The 14,757-nt window shown below is 72.4% G+C and carries 12 protein-coding genes; 9 read left to right on the top strand and 3 right to left on the bottom strand.

The features are described from left to right. The first annotated feature begins 29 nt into the window (after positions 1–29). The 8 genes from HNR57_RS25860 to HNR57_RS25825 all read left to right on the top strand — a co-directional run bounded on the left by HNR57_RS25860 (position 30) and on the right by HNR57_RS25825 (position 9,389). Positions 30–2,159, top strand: coding sequence for a hypothetical protein (locus HNR57_RS25860; protein WP_184563376.1), 2,130 nt, complete (start codon positions 30–32; stop codon positions 2,157–2,159). Positions 2,160–2,253: 94 nt separating this feature from the next. Further along, positions 2,254–3,774, top strand: coding sequence for a GT4 family glycosyltransferase PelF (pelF, locus tag HNR57_RS25855; protein WP_184563374.1), 1,521 nt, complete (start codon positions 2,254–2,256; stop codon positions 3,772–3,774). After that, on the top strand, positions 3,771–5,189 hold the full coding sequence (locus tag HNR57_RS25850; protein WP_184563372.1) for a hypothetical protein: 1,419 nt from the start codon (positions 3,771–3,773) through the stop codon (positions 5,187–5,189). The genes pelF and HNR57_RS25850 overlap by 4 nt, the downstream gene beginning before the upstream one ends. A gap of 53 nt (positions 5,190–5,242) precedes the next feature. Then, on the top strand, positions 5,243–6,244 hold the full coding sequence (locus tag HNR57_RS25845; protein ID WP_184563370.1) for a GDP-mannose 4,6-dehydratase: 1,002 nt from the start codon (positions 5,243–5,245) through the stop codon (positions 6,242–6,244). 68 nt (positions 6,245–6,312) lie between these two features. Then, a complete protein-coding gene (locus HNR57_RS25840; protein WP_184563369.1) occupies positions 6,313–7,026 on the top strand; it encodes a nucleotidyltransferase family protein in 714 nt (237 codons plus the stop codon). Positions 7,027–7,033: 7 nt separating this feature from the next. Continuing rightward, positions 7,034–7,927: an NAD-dependent epimerase/dehydratase family protein gene (locus tag HNR57_RS25835; RefSeq protein WP_184563367.1), complete on the top strand. Its 894-nt coding sequence runs from the start codon at positions 7,034–7,036 to the stop codon at positions 7,925–7,927. Then, on the top strand, positions 7,924–8,586 hold the full coding sequence (locus tag HNR57_RS25830; RefSeq protein ID WP_184563365.1) for a spherulation-specific family 4 protein: 663 nt from the start codon (positions 7,924–7,926) through the stop codon (positions 8,584–8,586). The genes HNR57_RS25835 and HNR57_RS25830 overlap by 4 nt, the downstream gene beginning before the upstream one ends. Further along, positions 8,583–9,389 carry an endo alpha-1,4 polygalactosaminidase gene (locus HNR57_RS25825; RefSeq protein ID WP_184563363.1) on the top strand — a complete coding sequence of 269 codons (807 nt, stop codon included), beginning with the start codon at positions 8,583–8,585 and terminating at the stop codon, positions 9,387–9,389. Before HNR57_RS25830 ends, HNR57_RS25825 begins: the two co-directional genes overlap by 4 nt. Positions 9,390–9,479: 90 nt before the next feature. On the opposite strand, the gene HNR57_RS25820 is transcribed toward HNR57_RS25825, so the two are convergent. Beyond that, entirely contained in the window at positions 9,480–9,758 is a 279-nt protein-coding gene (locus HNR57_RS25820) for a GlsB/YeaQ/YmgE family stress response membrane protein (protein WP_184563361.1), read from the bottom strand. Between the two features lie 179 nt (positions 9,759–9,937). On the opposite strand from HNR57_RS25820, the gene HNR57_RS25815 reads away from it, so the two are divergent. Then, positions 9,938–10,852, top strand: coding sequence for an NAD-dependent protein deacetylase (locus HNR57_RS25815; protein WP_184563359.1), 915 nt, complete (start codon positions 9,938–9,940; stop codon positions 10,850–10,852). Here HNR57_RS25815 and HNR57_RS25810 read toward each other — a convergent pair. Next, positions 10,815–12,794 (bottom strand): glycosyltransferase family 2 protein, encoded by a 1,980-nt coding sequence (locus HNR57_RS25810; RefSeq protein ID WP_313674741.1) that lies wholly within the window; start codon positions 12,792–12,794, stop codon positions 10,815–10,817. The genes HNR57_RS25815 and HNR57_RS25810 overlap by 38 nt on opposite strands. A gap of 142 nt (positions 12,795–12,936) precedes the next feature. After that, positions 12,937–14,430, bottom strand: coding sequence for an ATP-binding protein (locus HNR57_RS25805; RefSeq protein WP_184563355.1), 1,494 nt, complete (start codon positions 14,428–14,430; stop codon positions 12,937–12,939). Between the last annotated feature and the right edge of the window lie 327 nt (positions 14,431–14,757).

The raw sequence follows: 14,757 nt of genomic DNA, 5'->3' as shown, positions 1-14,757 counted from the left end.
GCCCCTGCCCGGGGAGGGGACCTCACCGCATGAAGCGGACCTTACGCACCACCGTTCTCACGGTGGGCGTGCTCATCGCCGCACTGGGCCTGCCGGCCGGCGCGGCCCACGCCGACACCACACCCCGCGTCGATCTGCGGGTGCTGGTGGTGAGCGACGGCGGCCCGTCCATCGACGCGATAGCCGCCGAACTGGCCGCGGCCGGAACGCCGTACACCCGGATCGACCTCACACAGTCCGGCCGGACCGTGATCGACGCCGGCTTCCTCGCGGACACCGTCGACGGCCGTCCGCGCGCCAGGTTCCAGGCCGTCGTGCTGCCCAGCGACAACCCGTTCCCGGCCGGTTCCGCCGAGATGGCGGCGCTCACGGCGTACGAGCAGAAGTACGACATCCCCCAGGTCGACGCCTATACCTACGCGCGTCCCGAAGCCGGTCTGCAGTACCCGATCCACGGGGGCTACTCCGGCAGCATCGACGGGAAGCGGGCGGAGGTGACCGCCGCCGGCAAGGCGGGCCCCTTCGGCTATCTCGACGGGGCGGTGCCCTTCGAGGACAACGATCCGGCCGTCGGCGAGAGTTACGCCTACCTGTCCAAGCCGGTGGCGGGGGCCGACTTCACCCCGTACGTGGAGGCGGCTATCCCCGGGCAGTCGGCCAAGGGCACGCTGGTGGGCGAGTACCGGCACGACGGGCGGCGCGAGCTGGTCGTCACCTTCGTCTACAACCGGTACCAGCAGCAGTTCCGGCTCCTGGCCCGCGGCATCGTGGAGTGGATGACCGGCGGTGTGCACCTGGGTGCCTCGCGGAACTACTTCTCCGTCCACGTGGACGACGTGTTCGCCGCCGACGACCGCTGGAACAGCCGTCTCAACTGCACACCCGGTGACGTGGACTGCACCGACCCCAGCGCGACCCCCGACCCGATCCGGATGACGGCCGCGGACGTCGACCACGCCGTCGCCTGGCAGAGCGGCAAGGACTTCACCCTCGACTTCGCCTACAACGGCGCCGGCAGCGTCGACCACCGGGAGGACAACAACGGCGCCGACCCGCTCGCCGACCGGCTGATCGCGCGACGGGGCGAGTTCCGGTGGATCAACCACACCTACTCGCACCCCTTCCTCGGCTGCGTGCAGGACACGACCGTGGTCCCCTGGAAGTGCGCGACCGACGCCGACGGCAGCACACGGTGGATGAGCCGCGACGACATCTCCGACGAGATCGCCACCAACCGGGTCTGGGGCGAGCGCGCCGGACTCCCGCTGGTGAACGACGAGTTGGTCACCGGCGAGCACTCCGGCATGAAGGTGCTGCCGCAGCAGCCCGAGGACAACCCCAACCTGGCGCTAGCCCTCGACGACAACGACATCGCCTGGCTCGGCTCCGACAACTCCCGTGAGCCCGACCAGCGTCGGGTCGGCCCGGCCACGACCGTGCCCCGCTATCCGATGAACGTCTTCTACAACGCCGGACGGGCGGCCGAGCAGGTCGACGAGTACAACTGGATCTACACCAGCCGCGCCCAGGGAGGCAGCGGCATCTGCGAGGACAACCCGGCCACCACGACCTGTCTTTCGGCGCCGCTGGACGCCGCCACCGGCTACGCGGACCACATCGTGCCGCTGGAGACGCAGATCGCCCTCGGGCACGTCCTGGCCAACGACCCCAAGCCGCACTTCATCCACCAGTCGAACCTGGCCGAGGACCGCATCGCCTACCCCGTGCTCGACGGCGTCCTGAACGGCTATGAGGCGCTGTTCTCCGAGGACACCCCCGTGGTGAACCTGCGGATGCGCGACATCGGCGCGGAACTCGAGCGCCGAGCCAAGTGGCAGGCCGCGGTCAGAGCCGGAGAGATCACCGCCTACCGCATCGGCGGCACGGTGACCGTCGACGCGCCGGACGGACTGGCGGTCACCGCGACCCTGCCCACCGGCACCACGCTGGCCGGTTCCGCGTTCGGCGAGGCCTACGCCGGGTCGGTGTCCGGCTGGACGCCCTCCACGGGCGCGCCGCTCGCCCTCACCCTGCCGGCCTCCGCCGTGGCTCCGGCCGCCGACGCCGCCACCGAGACCGCCCCGGCCACCAAGCCTGCCCCGGACACCCGTGTCCCCGCGGGCGTCACCGACCGGGTGGGTCGCAGCACAGACGGCTGAACGGCGCATCCGCGCACGACCTGAAGGTCCTGGCCGCCCCACGGGGGCCAGGACCGGCCCGAACCACCCCACTCCTCGGCCGTGGAGCACATCGATGCCCGTTCCTCAGGGCGCGCGAGGTACCGGAGCAACGCGCGTCACCCTGCTCACCGAAGGCACCTACCCGCACAGCCACGGCGGCGTCAGCGTCTGGTGCGACCAGCTCGTCCAGGGCATGCCCGACCTCGCCTTCGACGTCATCGCCGTCACCGGCACCGGACGTGAGCCGGTCGTATGGGACCTGCCCGAACACGTCGCCGGCGTCCTGTCCGTCCCCATGTGGGGGGCCCCGCCCGAGGGCCGCCCGCCCCGTGGCCGGGCCCGCAACCAACTCGCCGCCGCCTACGAACGGTTCCTGGCCGCGCTGCTCGACCCGCGCGCCGAGGACGGGTTCGCGCCCGCCCTCTACGCGCTGGCACGCGCCGCGTCCGACGGCACGCTGAGCCCCTTCCTGCGCGCGGACCGGGCCGTCACGATCCTCACCGCGCTGTGGAACCGCCCCGGGCTCGCCGTCCGCGAGGCACGGCCGACCCTGCACGACGCGATCACCGCGACCGCCCTGCTGGAACACGCCCTGCGTCCGCTGGCCGCCCCGGCGCCCGAGACCGGGGTGGCGCACGCGGTCAGCGGCGGGGTCGCCGTGCTGCCGGGCCTCGCCGCCCTCGAACGCCACGGCGTCCCACTGCTGCTGACCGAGCACGGGGTGTACCTGCGCGAGCGCTACCTCGGCTATCGCACCGCGCCCTACCGCTGGCCGGTGAAGGCCGTGATCCTCGGGTTCTTCCGGCTGCTCGCGCAGGAGAGCTACCGCCGGGCCGCCCTGATCACACCGGGCAACCGCTACAACCGGCTGTGGGAGGAGGAGGGCGGCGCCGACCCGGCGTCGATCCGCACGGTCTACAACGGCGTCGACCCCGCCGCGTTCCCGGCGGCCGGACCCGAACCGGACGCACCGACCCTCAGCTGGGCGGGCCGCGTCGACCCCATCAAGGACCTGGAGACCCTCATCCGGGCCTTCGCCCTGGTCCGCGCCCGGCTCCCGCACGCACGGCTGCGGTTGTTCGGCGGGACACCCCGTGGCGGAGAGGCCTACCGGGAACGCTGCGAGGCCCTGGCCGCCGAGCTCGGGCACGCCGACGCCGTGACCTTCGAAGGGCGCGTCGACGACATCAAGGACGCCTACGCCGCCGGGAACGTCGTGATGCTCTCCAGCATCAGCGAAGGCTTCCCCTTCACCCTGATCGAGGCCATGTCCTGCGGCCGGGCGACCGTCTCCACCGACGTGGGCGGGGTACGCGAGGCCGTCGGGGACACCGGGCTCGTGGTGCCTCCGCGCGATCCGGAGGCGATGGCCGCGGCCGCGCTGGAGCTGCTGGGCGATCCCGGACGGCGCAGCGCGATGGGCGAGGCGGCCCGGCTGCGGGTCATCGAGCAGTTCACCCTCCGGCAGACCATTGACACGTTTCGTTCCGTCTATCTGGAACTGGCCCATCCGAAACAGGAGTTGACGGTCATGCCCACCAGGGCCAGGTTGCCCGCCCCGGCCGTCAACGGCTCCGGAAGCCTCGCCCGGTGAGCGGGCCGATGTCCCTCGAACCCGGCGGTGCCGAGCAGGACACGCTGGCCATCCGGCTGGCCGGTACCCGTCCGCCGCGCCGACGGCCACGCTGGGCCCTCGACGACGCCACGCTCGCCATCCGGCTGCCCCGGCGCGCTCCCGACGACGAGGCGGTCAGTGAACTCGCCGCCGAACTCGCCGACCGCATAGGCCCCGCCGTCCATCCCTACGAGGTGGCCGCGCTGCTGGAGGCGGAGGGCCTGTCCGCCTCCCTGATCAGCGAACGGTACGGCCACCCGAACCTCTTCTCCCTGGCCTCCGCGCTGTACGAGCGGGTGCCGCGCACGTTCCCCGAACCCGCTCGGGCGGCCGACCCCTGGCGCCCCGACACCGTGCGCTGCCTGCTGCGGGGCGTGCTGTTCGCCCTGCCCGGTCTCGCCTACCTGCTGACCGCGCCGCTGTGGGACGCCGGCGGGTACGCCCCCGCCCTCATCGTCGCCGGGCTCGTCTCCTGGACGTGGGGGCAGGCACTCGGCCATCGCGCGCACCTGCGGCTGGCGACCGGACGCCGGGAGGCGGGCCGTACCCTCCTCGCCGGCGCGCCCGTCGGAGCCGTGGTGGCCACGACGGTCGCCGCACTGCCGGCCGGCGGCGGGCCGGTGACCCTGGTGGCGGCAGCCCAGTCCGCGTACCTGGCGGCGGCCGGTGTCCTGCTGGTGCTGGGGCGGGAGCGGCTGCTGCTGGCCGCGCTCAGCCCGCTGGTCGCGGGGGCCGCCGTCCTGCCGTGGTGGGAGCCCGGCCCCGCACTCCGGGCCGGGCTGCCCCTGCTGGCGCTGCTCGCCACGCTCTCCGCGACCGGCTGGGTCCTGCGGGGTGCCCTCGCCGTCCCGGCCGTCGCCGGCGCGAACCGGCCGCGTGTGCTGTGGTCCCTGCCGTACGGCCTGTTCGGGCTGGCCGCGGGAGTGCTGGTGCTGCTGGAGGGGCGGGAGGAGCCGTACGCGGTGATCGTGCTGACCCTGAGCATGGGACCGGCGGAATGGCTGCTGTATCGCTACCGCGGCCTGTCCGTCGCCGCGTTGCGCGCCACCGCCACGCCCGCGGGGTTCCTGCTGCGCTCGGCCGGCATCCTCGGCCTCTGTCTGCTCGCCTATCTCGCCCCGCTGCTGCCCGCGGCCGTGTTCACCGGCGCCGACCCCGTCGCCCTGCTGCTGCTCGCGGCCGTTCTGTGGACCGCGCTGCTGCTCCAGGCGTTCGGGGCGGCCTGGTCGTCGGCAGGGATCTGTCTGACGGCGGCGGGCGGGGCCGGAGCGGTCGTCCTGTTCCAACTGCCTCCGGGCGCCGCCCTGGCCCTGCCGCTCGGCTGCGGCGCCGCCGCCCTGTGTCTGTCGGCGTGCGCGCTGTGGCTGCTCGGCCGGCCCGCCCCGCACGCCTGAGCCCCGCGCCCCACTGCCCGCTCACATTCCACCCATCCGAAGGGACACCGCAGTTGACCTCCGCACCGCTCGCCGCCGTCACCGGAGCCGAGGGATTCATCGGCTCGCATCTCACCGAGGCGCTGGTCGCCTCCGGACACCGGGTCAGGGCCATGGCCCAGTACAACTCCTTCTCCTCCTACGGCTGGCTGGAGACCCTGCATCCGGACGTCCTGGACCAGGTGGAGATCGTCCTCGGCGACGTACGGGACCCCGGCTCCGTCCGCGGCCTCCTCGAAGGCGCCGACACGGCCTACCACCTGGCCGCCCTGATCGCGATCCCGTACTCCTACCAGGCCCCGCACAGCTACGTGGACACCAACGTCACCGGCACCCTCAACGTGCTGGAAGCCGTGCGCGCCCTCGGCACTCCCCGGCTGGTGCACACCTCCACCAGCGAGACGTACGGCACCGCGCGGACCGTGCCCATCACCGAGGACCACCCCATCAACACCCAGTCCCCGTACGCCGCTTCGAAGGCGGGCGGGGACCGGCTGGCCGACAGCTACCACGCCAGTTTCGACACCCCGGTCGTCACCCTGCGGCCCTTCAACACCTTCGGGCCGCGCCAGTCGATGCGTGCGGTCATCCCCACCGTCATCGGGCAGGTCGCGGCCGGGGAGCGCACGATCACCCTCGGCGACCTGCGTCCCACCCGGGACTTCACCTTCGTCAAGGACACCGCGCAGGCCTTCCTCGCCGTCGGTACCGCGCCCGCCGAGCCGGTCGTGGGCCGTACCTTCAACGCCGGTACCGGCGGGGAGATCTCGGTCGGCGACCTGGTCGCGCTGATCGGCAAAGTGATGGACACCGCCCTCGACTTGCGCGAGGACACCGCCCGCATCCGCCCCGCCGGCTCCGAGGTGATGCGCCTGGTCGCGGACGCGAGCCGGCTCGGCGCGGCCACCGGCTGGCGGCCCGCGCACACCCTGGAGGAAGGCCTGGCGTCCACGGTGGAGTTCTTCCGCGACCCGGCCAACCTCGCCCGCTACAAGACCGGCATCTACAACATCTGACACCGCACAGCGGATCTCGTCCGTCACGTCTGCGCACGTCCACGAAGCGTTTCGAAGGAGGAGCCCCCATGCACGCAGTGATCCTGGCGGGAGGCAAGGGCGTCCGGCTGCGGCCGTACACCACCGCGCTGCCCAAGCCGCTCGTGCCCATCGGCGACCAGCACGCCATCCTGGAGATCGTGCTGCGCCAGCTGTCCACGGCCGGCTTCACCACCTGCACCATCGCCATCGGCCACCTCGGCGAGATCATCCGTGCCTACGTCGGCGACGGGTCCCAATGGGGCCTGAGCGTCGACTACGCCACCGAGGACAGCCCCCTGGGCACCATGGGCCCGCTGCTGAATCTGCGCCACCGGCTGCCCGAGACCTTCCTGGTCATGAACGGCGACGTCCTCACCGACCTCGACTACGCCGACGTCCTGCGCCGGCACCGCGCGTCCGGAGCCCCGCTGACCATCGCGACGTACGCCCGCAAGGTGCACATCGACTTCGGGGTGCTGACCACCGACTCCAGCAAGGTCGTGGCGTTCACCGAGAAGCCGAGCATGGACTACCGCGTCTCCATGGGTGTCTACGGCCTGTCCCGCGCCACGCTGGAGGGCTACACGCCCGGGCTGCCCCTGGGCTTCGACGAGTTGGTGCTCGATCTGCTCAGAACGCAGAACCAGCCGCACGCCTACGAGTTCGACGGGTACTGGCTGGACATCGGCCGCCCGGACGACTACGACCGGGCCAACGCGGAGTTCACCACCCGCAAGTCGCTGCTGCTCAAGGGAGCCTGAGCACGTCATGCGCATTCTCGTCCTGGGCTTCACCGGCTATCTCGGCGCCCACGTCGTCGAGCGGCTGCGCGCCCTGCCGGGCGCGCTGGTCCTCGGCGGCGGCCGGTCCGCGGCCGCCGACCTCGACGTCGATCTCGCCCGCGTCCGCCCGGAGCAGCTGACGAAGGTTCTCGCGTCAGCCGCGCCCGACACAGTGATCAACTGCGCGGGGGCGACCGGCGGTGACGCCGTCACGCTCGCCGAGGTCAACGCCCGCGGCCCCGCGGTGCTGTGCGCCGCACTGCGCGAGGCGGCCCCGGCGGCCCGGCTGGTGCACCTGGGCTCGGCCGCCGAGTACGGCCCCGGCACGCCGGGCACCCCGGTGACCGAGTCGGCGGCCACCCACCCCGTCGGCCCCTACGGCGCGACCAAGCTCGCGGGCACGGCCGCGGTCACCGCCTCCGGCCTGGACGCGGTGGTGCTGCGGGTGGGCAATCCGGTGGGGCCCGGGGCGCCGTCCTCCGGGCTGCCCGGCCGGATCGCCGCACTGCTGCGCGCGTCCGGCCCCGGCCCGGAGGCGGTGCTGCGGCTCGGCGACCTGTCCGCCCACCGCGACTTCGTCGACGTGCGGGACGTAGCACGGGCGGCGGCACTCGCGGCCACGGCCCCGGGCCCGCTGCCGCCCGTCCTCAACATCGGCGGAGGCCGGGCCGTTCCGGTGCGTGACCTGGTGCGCGGCCTGGCCGGCCTGGCCGGCTTCCGGGGCCGGATCGAGGAGACCACGGCCGGCTCGGCCCGCTCCGCGCCGGTGTCGTGGCAGTGCTCCGACATCGCCGCCGCCGAGCGGGCCCTGGGCTGGCGTCCGGCCCACACCCTCGACGACGCGCTGGCCGCGCTGTGGGAAGGCGGCCGCACCCCGTGAACCTGCTGATTCCGCTGTACGTCCATCCGGCCGAGGACCCGGGCGCCTGGCACCGGCTGATCACCGCCGCGCCCCGCACCTACGGGGTCGTCCTCAACCCGGCGAGCGGTCCTGGCGAGGTCCCCGACCCGGCGTTCACCGCCGCGGCCGGTGCGCTGCGGGCCGCCGGGGCGCGTCTGCTGGGCTACGCCGACACGGACTACGGGGTGCGCGACCCCGCGGACATCGCCGAGGACGTGCGCCGGCACCGGGAGTGGTACGCGGCGGACGGCTGCTTCCTTGACCGGGTGACGGCGACCGCGGACGGGCTGCCGGCCTGCCGACGCCTGGTACGGGCGGTACGCCGGCTGGGTGCGGGGACGGTCGTCCTGAACCCCGGGGTCCATCCGGCCCCGGGATACGCCCGCCTCGCCGACCTGACCGTCACCTTCGAGGGCCACTGGTCGACGTACGTCTCCGCCTTCAGCAGGCCGGCATGGACCGCACGGCACCCGCCCGAGCGGCTGTGCCACCTCGTCTACGGCGTGCCCGAGGCGCTCGTTCCCCTCGCCGTGCGCACCGCGCACGAGCGCGGAGCGGCGGTCAGCGGGCCGGTGACGGGCGAACCCCCCAACCCGTGGGCCCGGTTGACGCCCGCCCTCAGCGGGGGGCAGCGGTGAAGAGGACGGCCCTTGCCTGTGCGGTCCTGCTGACCGCGCTGGTGGGCTGTTCCGGCGGCGCGCAACCACCCGCCGACGCCCGGGGGACGACATCGCCCTCCCGTGCCGTGTGGAAGCCCCGTCCGGGCCTGGCCTGGCAGTGGCAACTCGACGGCAGGGTCGACGCCTCGGCCGATGTGCCCGTCTACGACATCGACGGATTCGAGAACTCCGCCGCGGACGTGGCCCGGCTGCACCGCGCGGGGAAGAAGGTCATCTGTTACGTCAACGTGGGTGCGTGGGAGGATTTCCGGCCGGACCAGGACGCCTTCCCCAGCTCGGTGCTCGGCCAGCCCAACGGGTGGGCGGGCGAACGGTGGCTGGACATCCGGCAGCTGACCGTCCTGCGACCGATCATGGAACGCCGATTCGACATGTGCCGCGACAAGGGCTTCGACGCGGTGGAACCCGATCTGGTGGAGGGATACGGCAACGACACCGGCTTCCCGCTCACGGCACGCGACCAGCTCAGGTACAACCGTATGATCGCGGCCATCGCCCACGAGCGCGGACTGTCGGTGGGACTGAAGAACGACCTGCCCCAGGTCCCCCAGCTCGTCGGCCACTTCGACTTCGCGGTCAACGAGGAGTGCGCCCAGTACGACGAGTGCGGCAAGCTCTCCCCGTTCATCGCGGCAGGCAAGGCGGTGTTCCACGTGGAGTACACCGAGCCGCGGAGCCGTTTCTGTGCCGAGTCCCGCCGGCTGGGGCTTTCGTCGATGCTGAAGGAACCGGAACTCGGGGCGTGGCGCCGCCCCTGTTGAATGTGCTCCGGACGCACCGTGACGGCTCCGTCCCCTGCGCGCAGGGGACGGAGCCGTCACGGTGCGTCCGGAGTGTCAGCCTCCGACGGGTCACGCGTGGCGGTGCGAGCGCCGGTTGCCGGTGACGACGCGGTAGAGGGCGAGCAGGATGAGGGAGCCGACGACCGCGGCGATCCACGTGGACAGGTCGAAGAAGCCGTCGATGGAGTCCACGCCGAAGATGACCTTGCCCAGCCAGCCACCGAGCAGACCGCCGACGATGCCGATGAGCATGGTGATGATGATGCCGCCGGGGTCCTTGCCCGGCATCAAGGCCTTGGCGATCACGCCGGCGAGCAGCCCGATGATGATCCAAGCAATGATGCCCATGTCCGTCTCCGCTTCGTCGTATAAGGATTGTGTTAAGACATCGGGTACGCCGATCCGGCCCCTGCAAACGTCTCGGCCTGATATCGGCTCAGGCGCGGTCGGGAGCGGCGGTTTCGCTACGGCCCTCCGCGATGGCCGTGCAGTCCCCCCTGCGGGGTGTCCTTTCGTACCCTGGCGGCATGCGCATGCGTCCCACCCTGAGCTGGACCCCCTCCGAGGACCTGCCGCCGGCCACCTCGGATCCGGGGCCGGTCGCCGAGGCGCTGAGCACCGGTGGGGTGCTGGTGCTCAGCGGAGCGGGCATCTCCACGGAGTCGGGCATCCCCGACTACCGGGGCGAGGGCGGGAGCCTCAGCCGGCACACTCCGATGACCTACCAGGACTTCACCGCGAGCGCCCAGGCCCGGCGCCGGTACTGGGCGCGCAGCCACCTCGGCTGGCGCACCTTCGGCCGGGCCCGTCCCAACGCCGGGCACCTGGCCGTCGCCGCCTTCGGCCGGCACGGCCTGCTCTCGGGCGTCATCACCCAGAACGTGGACGGTCTGCACCAGGCCGCCGGCAGCGAGGACGCCGTGGAACTCCACGGAACCCTGGCCCGGGTCGTGTGCCTCTCCTGCGGCGCCTTCAGCCCACGCCGCGAACTCGCCCGGCGGCTGGAGGAGGCCAACCCGGGGTTCGCGCCCGTGGCCGCGGGGATCAACCCGGACGGTGACGCCGACCTCACGGACGACCAGGTCGCGGGCTTCCGCGTGGTTCCCTGCACGAGCTGCGGCGGCACTCTCAAACCGGACGTCGTGTTCTTCGGCGAATCGGTTCCGCCGCAGCGCGTCGAGCACTGCCGCGAGCTGGTCCGTGGGGCGACCTCGCTGCTGGTGCTGGGCTCCTCGTTGACGGTGATGTCCGGGCTCCGCTTCGTCCGCCAGGCGGCCCAGGCCGGGAAGCCGGTGCTGATCGTCAACCGGGATCAGACCCGCGGCGACCAGTACGCCCTCGCGAGGGTGTCCCTCCCGCTCGGCACAGCCCTCGGCGGCGTCGCCCACCGGCTGGGCATTGCCGTCAGCCGAGTCGTCGACGGAGGGCAGCGGCCAGCCTGACCGGCGCCACGCGCAGCACCAGGGGTCGTTTCGGGCTGCCGGCGAGCGGTTTGGCGTAGTAGGGGCGACCGAGCCGGGCGGCGCGATACCAGCGGGTGCCGGACAGTCCCTTCGGGGTCGGGACGGGAACGGGTCTTTCCGGGTCCGTCGTGCGGAGGGTCAGCGTCCAGCGTCCTGGCCGCAGGTCCCTGACCGGCATGCGGGCGGTGAAGGTGCGGCTGCCGTGCGGTGTGTACAACAGGGGCACCTCACGGACCGGGCCCGCGTCCTCTTCGGCGCGCAGGGCGACGGGTTCGGGGTGGCGTGCGGCTTCGCCGGTCAGGCGTCCACTGACGACGAGTGTGGCGGGTGCGAGGGTGTCCCAGGCGATTGCGGTCACGAGGCATGCCGGCCCGGGCTCGGTTCGCCGGATGTCCAGGTGGAGGTTGCCGTGGGGGGAGAAGAAGGGGCGTGCGGTGGGGGGCTCGTGGCCGTGCCGGGAGCCGGTTGACATCTCCCGCCGGGGTGGAGCGGTCCTCCGGCCGTCCGTGTCCGTCCCGGTCTGCCGGAGCCTGACGGTTCGGCTGACTCCCTGGGCGCGTACATCCAGGTAGAAGTCCCACCGGCCGCTGCCGAGCGGGGCGCCCGCGTCCACGGTGCCGAGGTCGACGTCGACGGTGAAGCCGGCCGCCGCGCCGTCGCCGTGCTGCGGAGCTGTGCCGACGGTCGCGGGTACCCGGATGTCCGGGTGGCGGAAGCCGCTCGGGCGCAGGATCAGTGCGGTGCTGGACTGGAGGGGGCCCAGCGACTCGATGCGGGCGTGGCCCCGGAGCCGGAGCACGTCGCCGTCGCCCGTCCAAACCGCTTCGGTCAGTTCGTGGTGGACGGGGAGGCGGTCCGTGACGTCGAAGCAGACGTCCGGGACCGCCTTCGCGGGGTTGCGGAAGAAGGGGTGGGACCAGTAGACGCGGCCCTTGTCGACGATGGTGCCGCGCTCCGCGTCGGCCGTGGCGTTCCGAGCCACCGTCATGAGGTCCTCGAAGCGGTCCGCGCGCAGGAGGTGGACGATCAGCCGGTCCGGCGGGGCGATCAGCTGGAAGACGCCGTCGCTCACATAGGTCCGTGCCCAGTCCCGGAACTGCGGGTAGAAGTACTCCCGTGCCCGCTGTTCGCTCTCCCGGGGCAGCAGCGCACGCAGGGGCCCGCACAGCTCCCACTCCACGTGGCGGCGCATGATCCGGTCCTGGCGCGGGCCGGGTTCCAGGTAGCGGGCGACCGTTTCGAAGCACAGTCGGGTGCCGTCCATGCGGTGGACGAGGTCGGCGGCGGTGAGGGTGAGGTTGTTGCCGTTCTGGCGGTTGCGGGAGTAGTAGCAGTCGTAGTCGGCGACCACGGAGATGCCGTCGGCGTTGAGGTAGGCGGCGGCGGTGAACGGCTTGTCCTCGCAGTTGCGGTAGGGCGGAAACCTCAGGCCCAGCCGTTCGATCAGCGAGCGCCGGAACAGCTTCCAGCAGCCGAGGGTTCGATAGGCGGCGGAGGAGAAGATGTCCGTCCGGGGCTGGTTGCACGAGAAGACGGCCGTCGGCACGGCCCGTCCGCCGACCGACACCATCTTGCCGAGGACCACGTCGGTGCGGTTCTCGTCCGCCATCGTCACCATGCGGCGCAGGGCGTCCGGGCCGAGGTAGTCGTCGGAGTCGAGGAAGAAGACGTAGTCACCGCCGGCCATGTCCAGGCCGGTGTTGCGGGGAATCCCGGCCCCTCCGCTGTTGGGCCGGTGGACGACGCGGAGGCTGGAGCAGGTCCCCGCGAGGCGCTCCAGTTCGCTTCCGGTGCCGTCGGTGGAGCCGTCGTCGACCGCGATGATCTCGATCTCGTCCAGTCCGAGCGTCTGCTCCATCACGGACGTGACGCACTTCGTCAGCTCCGGCATCGCGTTGTACGCGGGGATGATCACGCTCACGCGGGGAGGGTTCGTACGGGACATGAGGGGCTCCCGGGCCGAGGAGTGGTGCGGAGGTGAGGGAGGCAGTCCGGATTCGGGCGCGCGGCTTCATGGAGCTTCCGGCGCGGGCCGCTGCCGCCGCCCCGCGTGAGGCGTCGTCCTACGCCGTCGGAGTGGGGGAACCACCCGTTCGGGTGCGTGTCGGCTCCCCTCGGAACGTCCTCTCCCCGCGCGCCTGTCGCGGCGCTTCCTCGGCCGAGGCGCCCCGGGACCAGGCCGCCGTGTACCGCTCGGCGTCCAGGGATGCCCGCACCCGTCTCTCCGCGGTGAGGTGCGCCTCGTGGAACGGGCGCAGGCCGATCAGCGCCACCCCCGTGTCCTGCCGCATGCGCTGAGCCGCGCCCAGGAGCCACGCCGCCCGGGTGCAGTCACCGGTGGCCGCCACCGCCCAGGCCAGGGTCTCCAGGCCCCACACCGGCCCCCAGCTGTCCCCGATCGCCTGTTGTCGCGCCAGGGCCTGCTGCAGGGGAGCCAAGGCCTTCTCCGCTTCGCCGTGCCGCAACTCCACGAGGCCCGTGCACCACTGGGCCCAGGTGCGGGCCCATTCGGCTCCGCTCGCCTCGGCCTCGGCCACGTACACGTCGCGAGCCGCCGAGGCCGAGGCGCGGGTACCGAAGAACGCCTCTGCCATCGCCCACAGCATCGTCGCCATGTGGGCGTCGCCGACCTGCCCGGAGGCACGGAACCGGTCCCGCGCCTCGGCCAGCAGCGAGCTGCTGGCCGGGTCACCTCGGACGAGCATCGCGTGCGCCCCCTCGATGTACGTCACCGGCGCGGCCGACGAACCGTCCGGCAGTTCCCGGGCCACGGCACGGCATTCGGCCAGGAACGTCCCAGCCGCGGGGTTGTCCCCCTGGCAGAGCGCGATCCACGCCTTCATCGCCAGCGCGCCGGCGATCAGTGTCGGCGTGCCCGAGGCCGCGATGCCCGGTGCGTCCCGTACACCTGGTTCGGTGGCGAGGAGCCGTTCCAGCCAGTGCCGGCCCTCCCCGAGCGTGCTGCTGAAGAACCAGCATCGCGTGCGGGCCAGGTTGACGGCGATCTCCACGCCGGCCACCGCGAGGTCGTTGCTGCTCGCGCAGTGGTCGAGGGCGGTGCGGAGGTTGGGCAGTTCGGTGCGCAGCCGGATCAGCCAGTCCACTTCACGCGGCCCGCACCATGTCTGGCCGGCCCGTACGGCGGTCAGCCGGTAGAACTCGCTGTGCCGCACACGCAGCCGTGCCGTGCCTCGTTCCTCCCGGAGCCGTTGCTGCCCGTACTGGCGAATGGTCTCCAGCAGGCTGTATCTGGCCCGGTCGCCGGAACTGTTGACCGCGACGATCGACTTGTCGACGAGCCCGGCCAGCAGGTCGAGCACGTCCTCCCGCTCCACTCCCTCGCCCGCGCAGACCGATTCGGCCGCCTCCAGGTCGAAGCCGCCGGAGAACACGGACAGCCGGTTCCAGAGCAGCCGTTCGCCTGCGGTGCACAGGTCGTAGCTCCAGTCGACGATGCCGCGCAGGGTGTGGTGGTAGCGGGCCGACCTGTGCGGTCGCGGCACGGACAGCAGCCGGAACCGGTCGTCGAGGCGTTCCAGGATCTCCTCGGCCGTCATCGCGCTCAGGCGTACCGCCGCGAGTTCGATGGCGAGCGGAATGCCGTCGAGCCGCAGGCACAGCTGGGCGACCGCCTCGCGGTTGCGGGACGTACGGGCTGAGCCACCTGAACCATGTCGGCGAGGTCCTGGCCGCCACGGTCAAGGACAAGGAGCGGATCCCGGGCTACCGCCTGGTCGAACAGCCCCCGCTTCTCCGCCACTTCCGCAGCAAGCTGGAACCGGTTCGGACGTGAGCCGTGCCACATCGACCAAAGTGCACCTAAGTTGTCTGCATCACAGCGGAAATGTCCCTTTGGCCTCCATGCTCGAAACGGACACCGGAAC

Origin of the sequence: Streptomyces paradoxus (assembly GCF_014202475.1) — a bacterium.
Classification (GTDB): Bacteria; Actinomycetota; Actinomycetes; order Streptomycetales; family Streptomycetaceae; genus Streptomyces; species Streptomyces paradoxus.
This window is presented reverse-complemented; position numbering and strand designations above follow the sequence as displayed.

Coding starts and splice junctions, on each gene's coding strand:
- HNR57_RS25860 (WP_184563376.1), top strand. CDS start 30: ATGAAGCGGACCTTACGCACCACCGTTCTCACGGTGGGCGTGCTCATC.
- pelF (WP_184563374.1), top strand. CDS start 2,254: ATGCCCGTTCCTCAGGGCGCGCGAGGTACCGGAGCAACGCGCGTCACC.
- HNR57_RS25840 (WP_184563369.1), top strand. CDS start 6,313: ATGCACGCAGTGATCCTGGCGGGAGGCAAGGGCGTCCGGCTGCGGCCG.
- HNR57_RS25835 (WP_184563367.1), top strand. CDS start 7,034: ATGCGCATTCTCGTCCTGGGCTTCACCGGCTATCTCGGCGCCCACGTC.
- HNR57_RS25820 (WP_184563361.1), bottom strand. CDS start 9,758: ATGGGCATCATTGCTTGGATCATCATCGGGCTGCTCGCCGGCGTGATC.
- HNR57_RS25815 (WP_184563359.1), top strand. CDS start 9,938: ATGCGCATGCGTCCCACCCTGAGCTGGACCCCCTCCGAGGACCTGCCG.
- HNR57_RS25805 (WP_184563355.1), bottom strand. CDS start 14,430: ATGACGGCCGAGGAGATCCTGGAACGCCTCGACGACCGGTTCCGGCTG.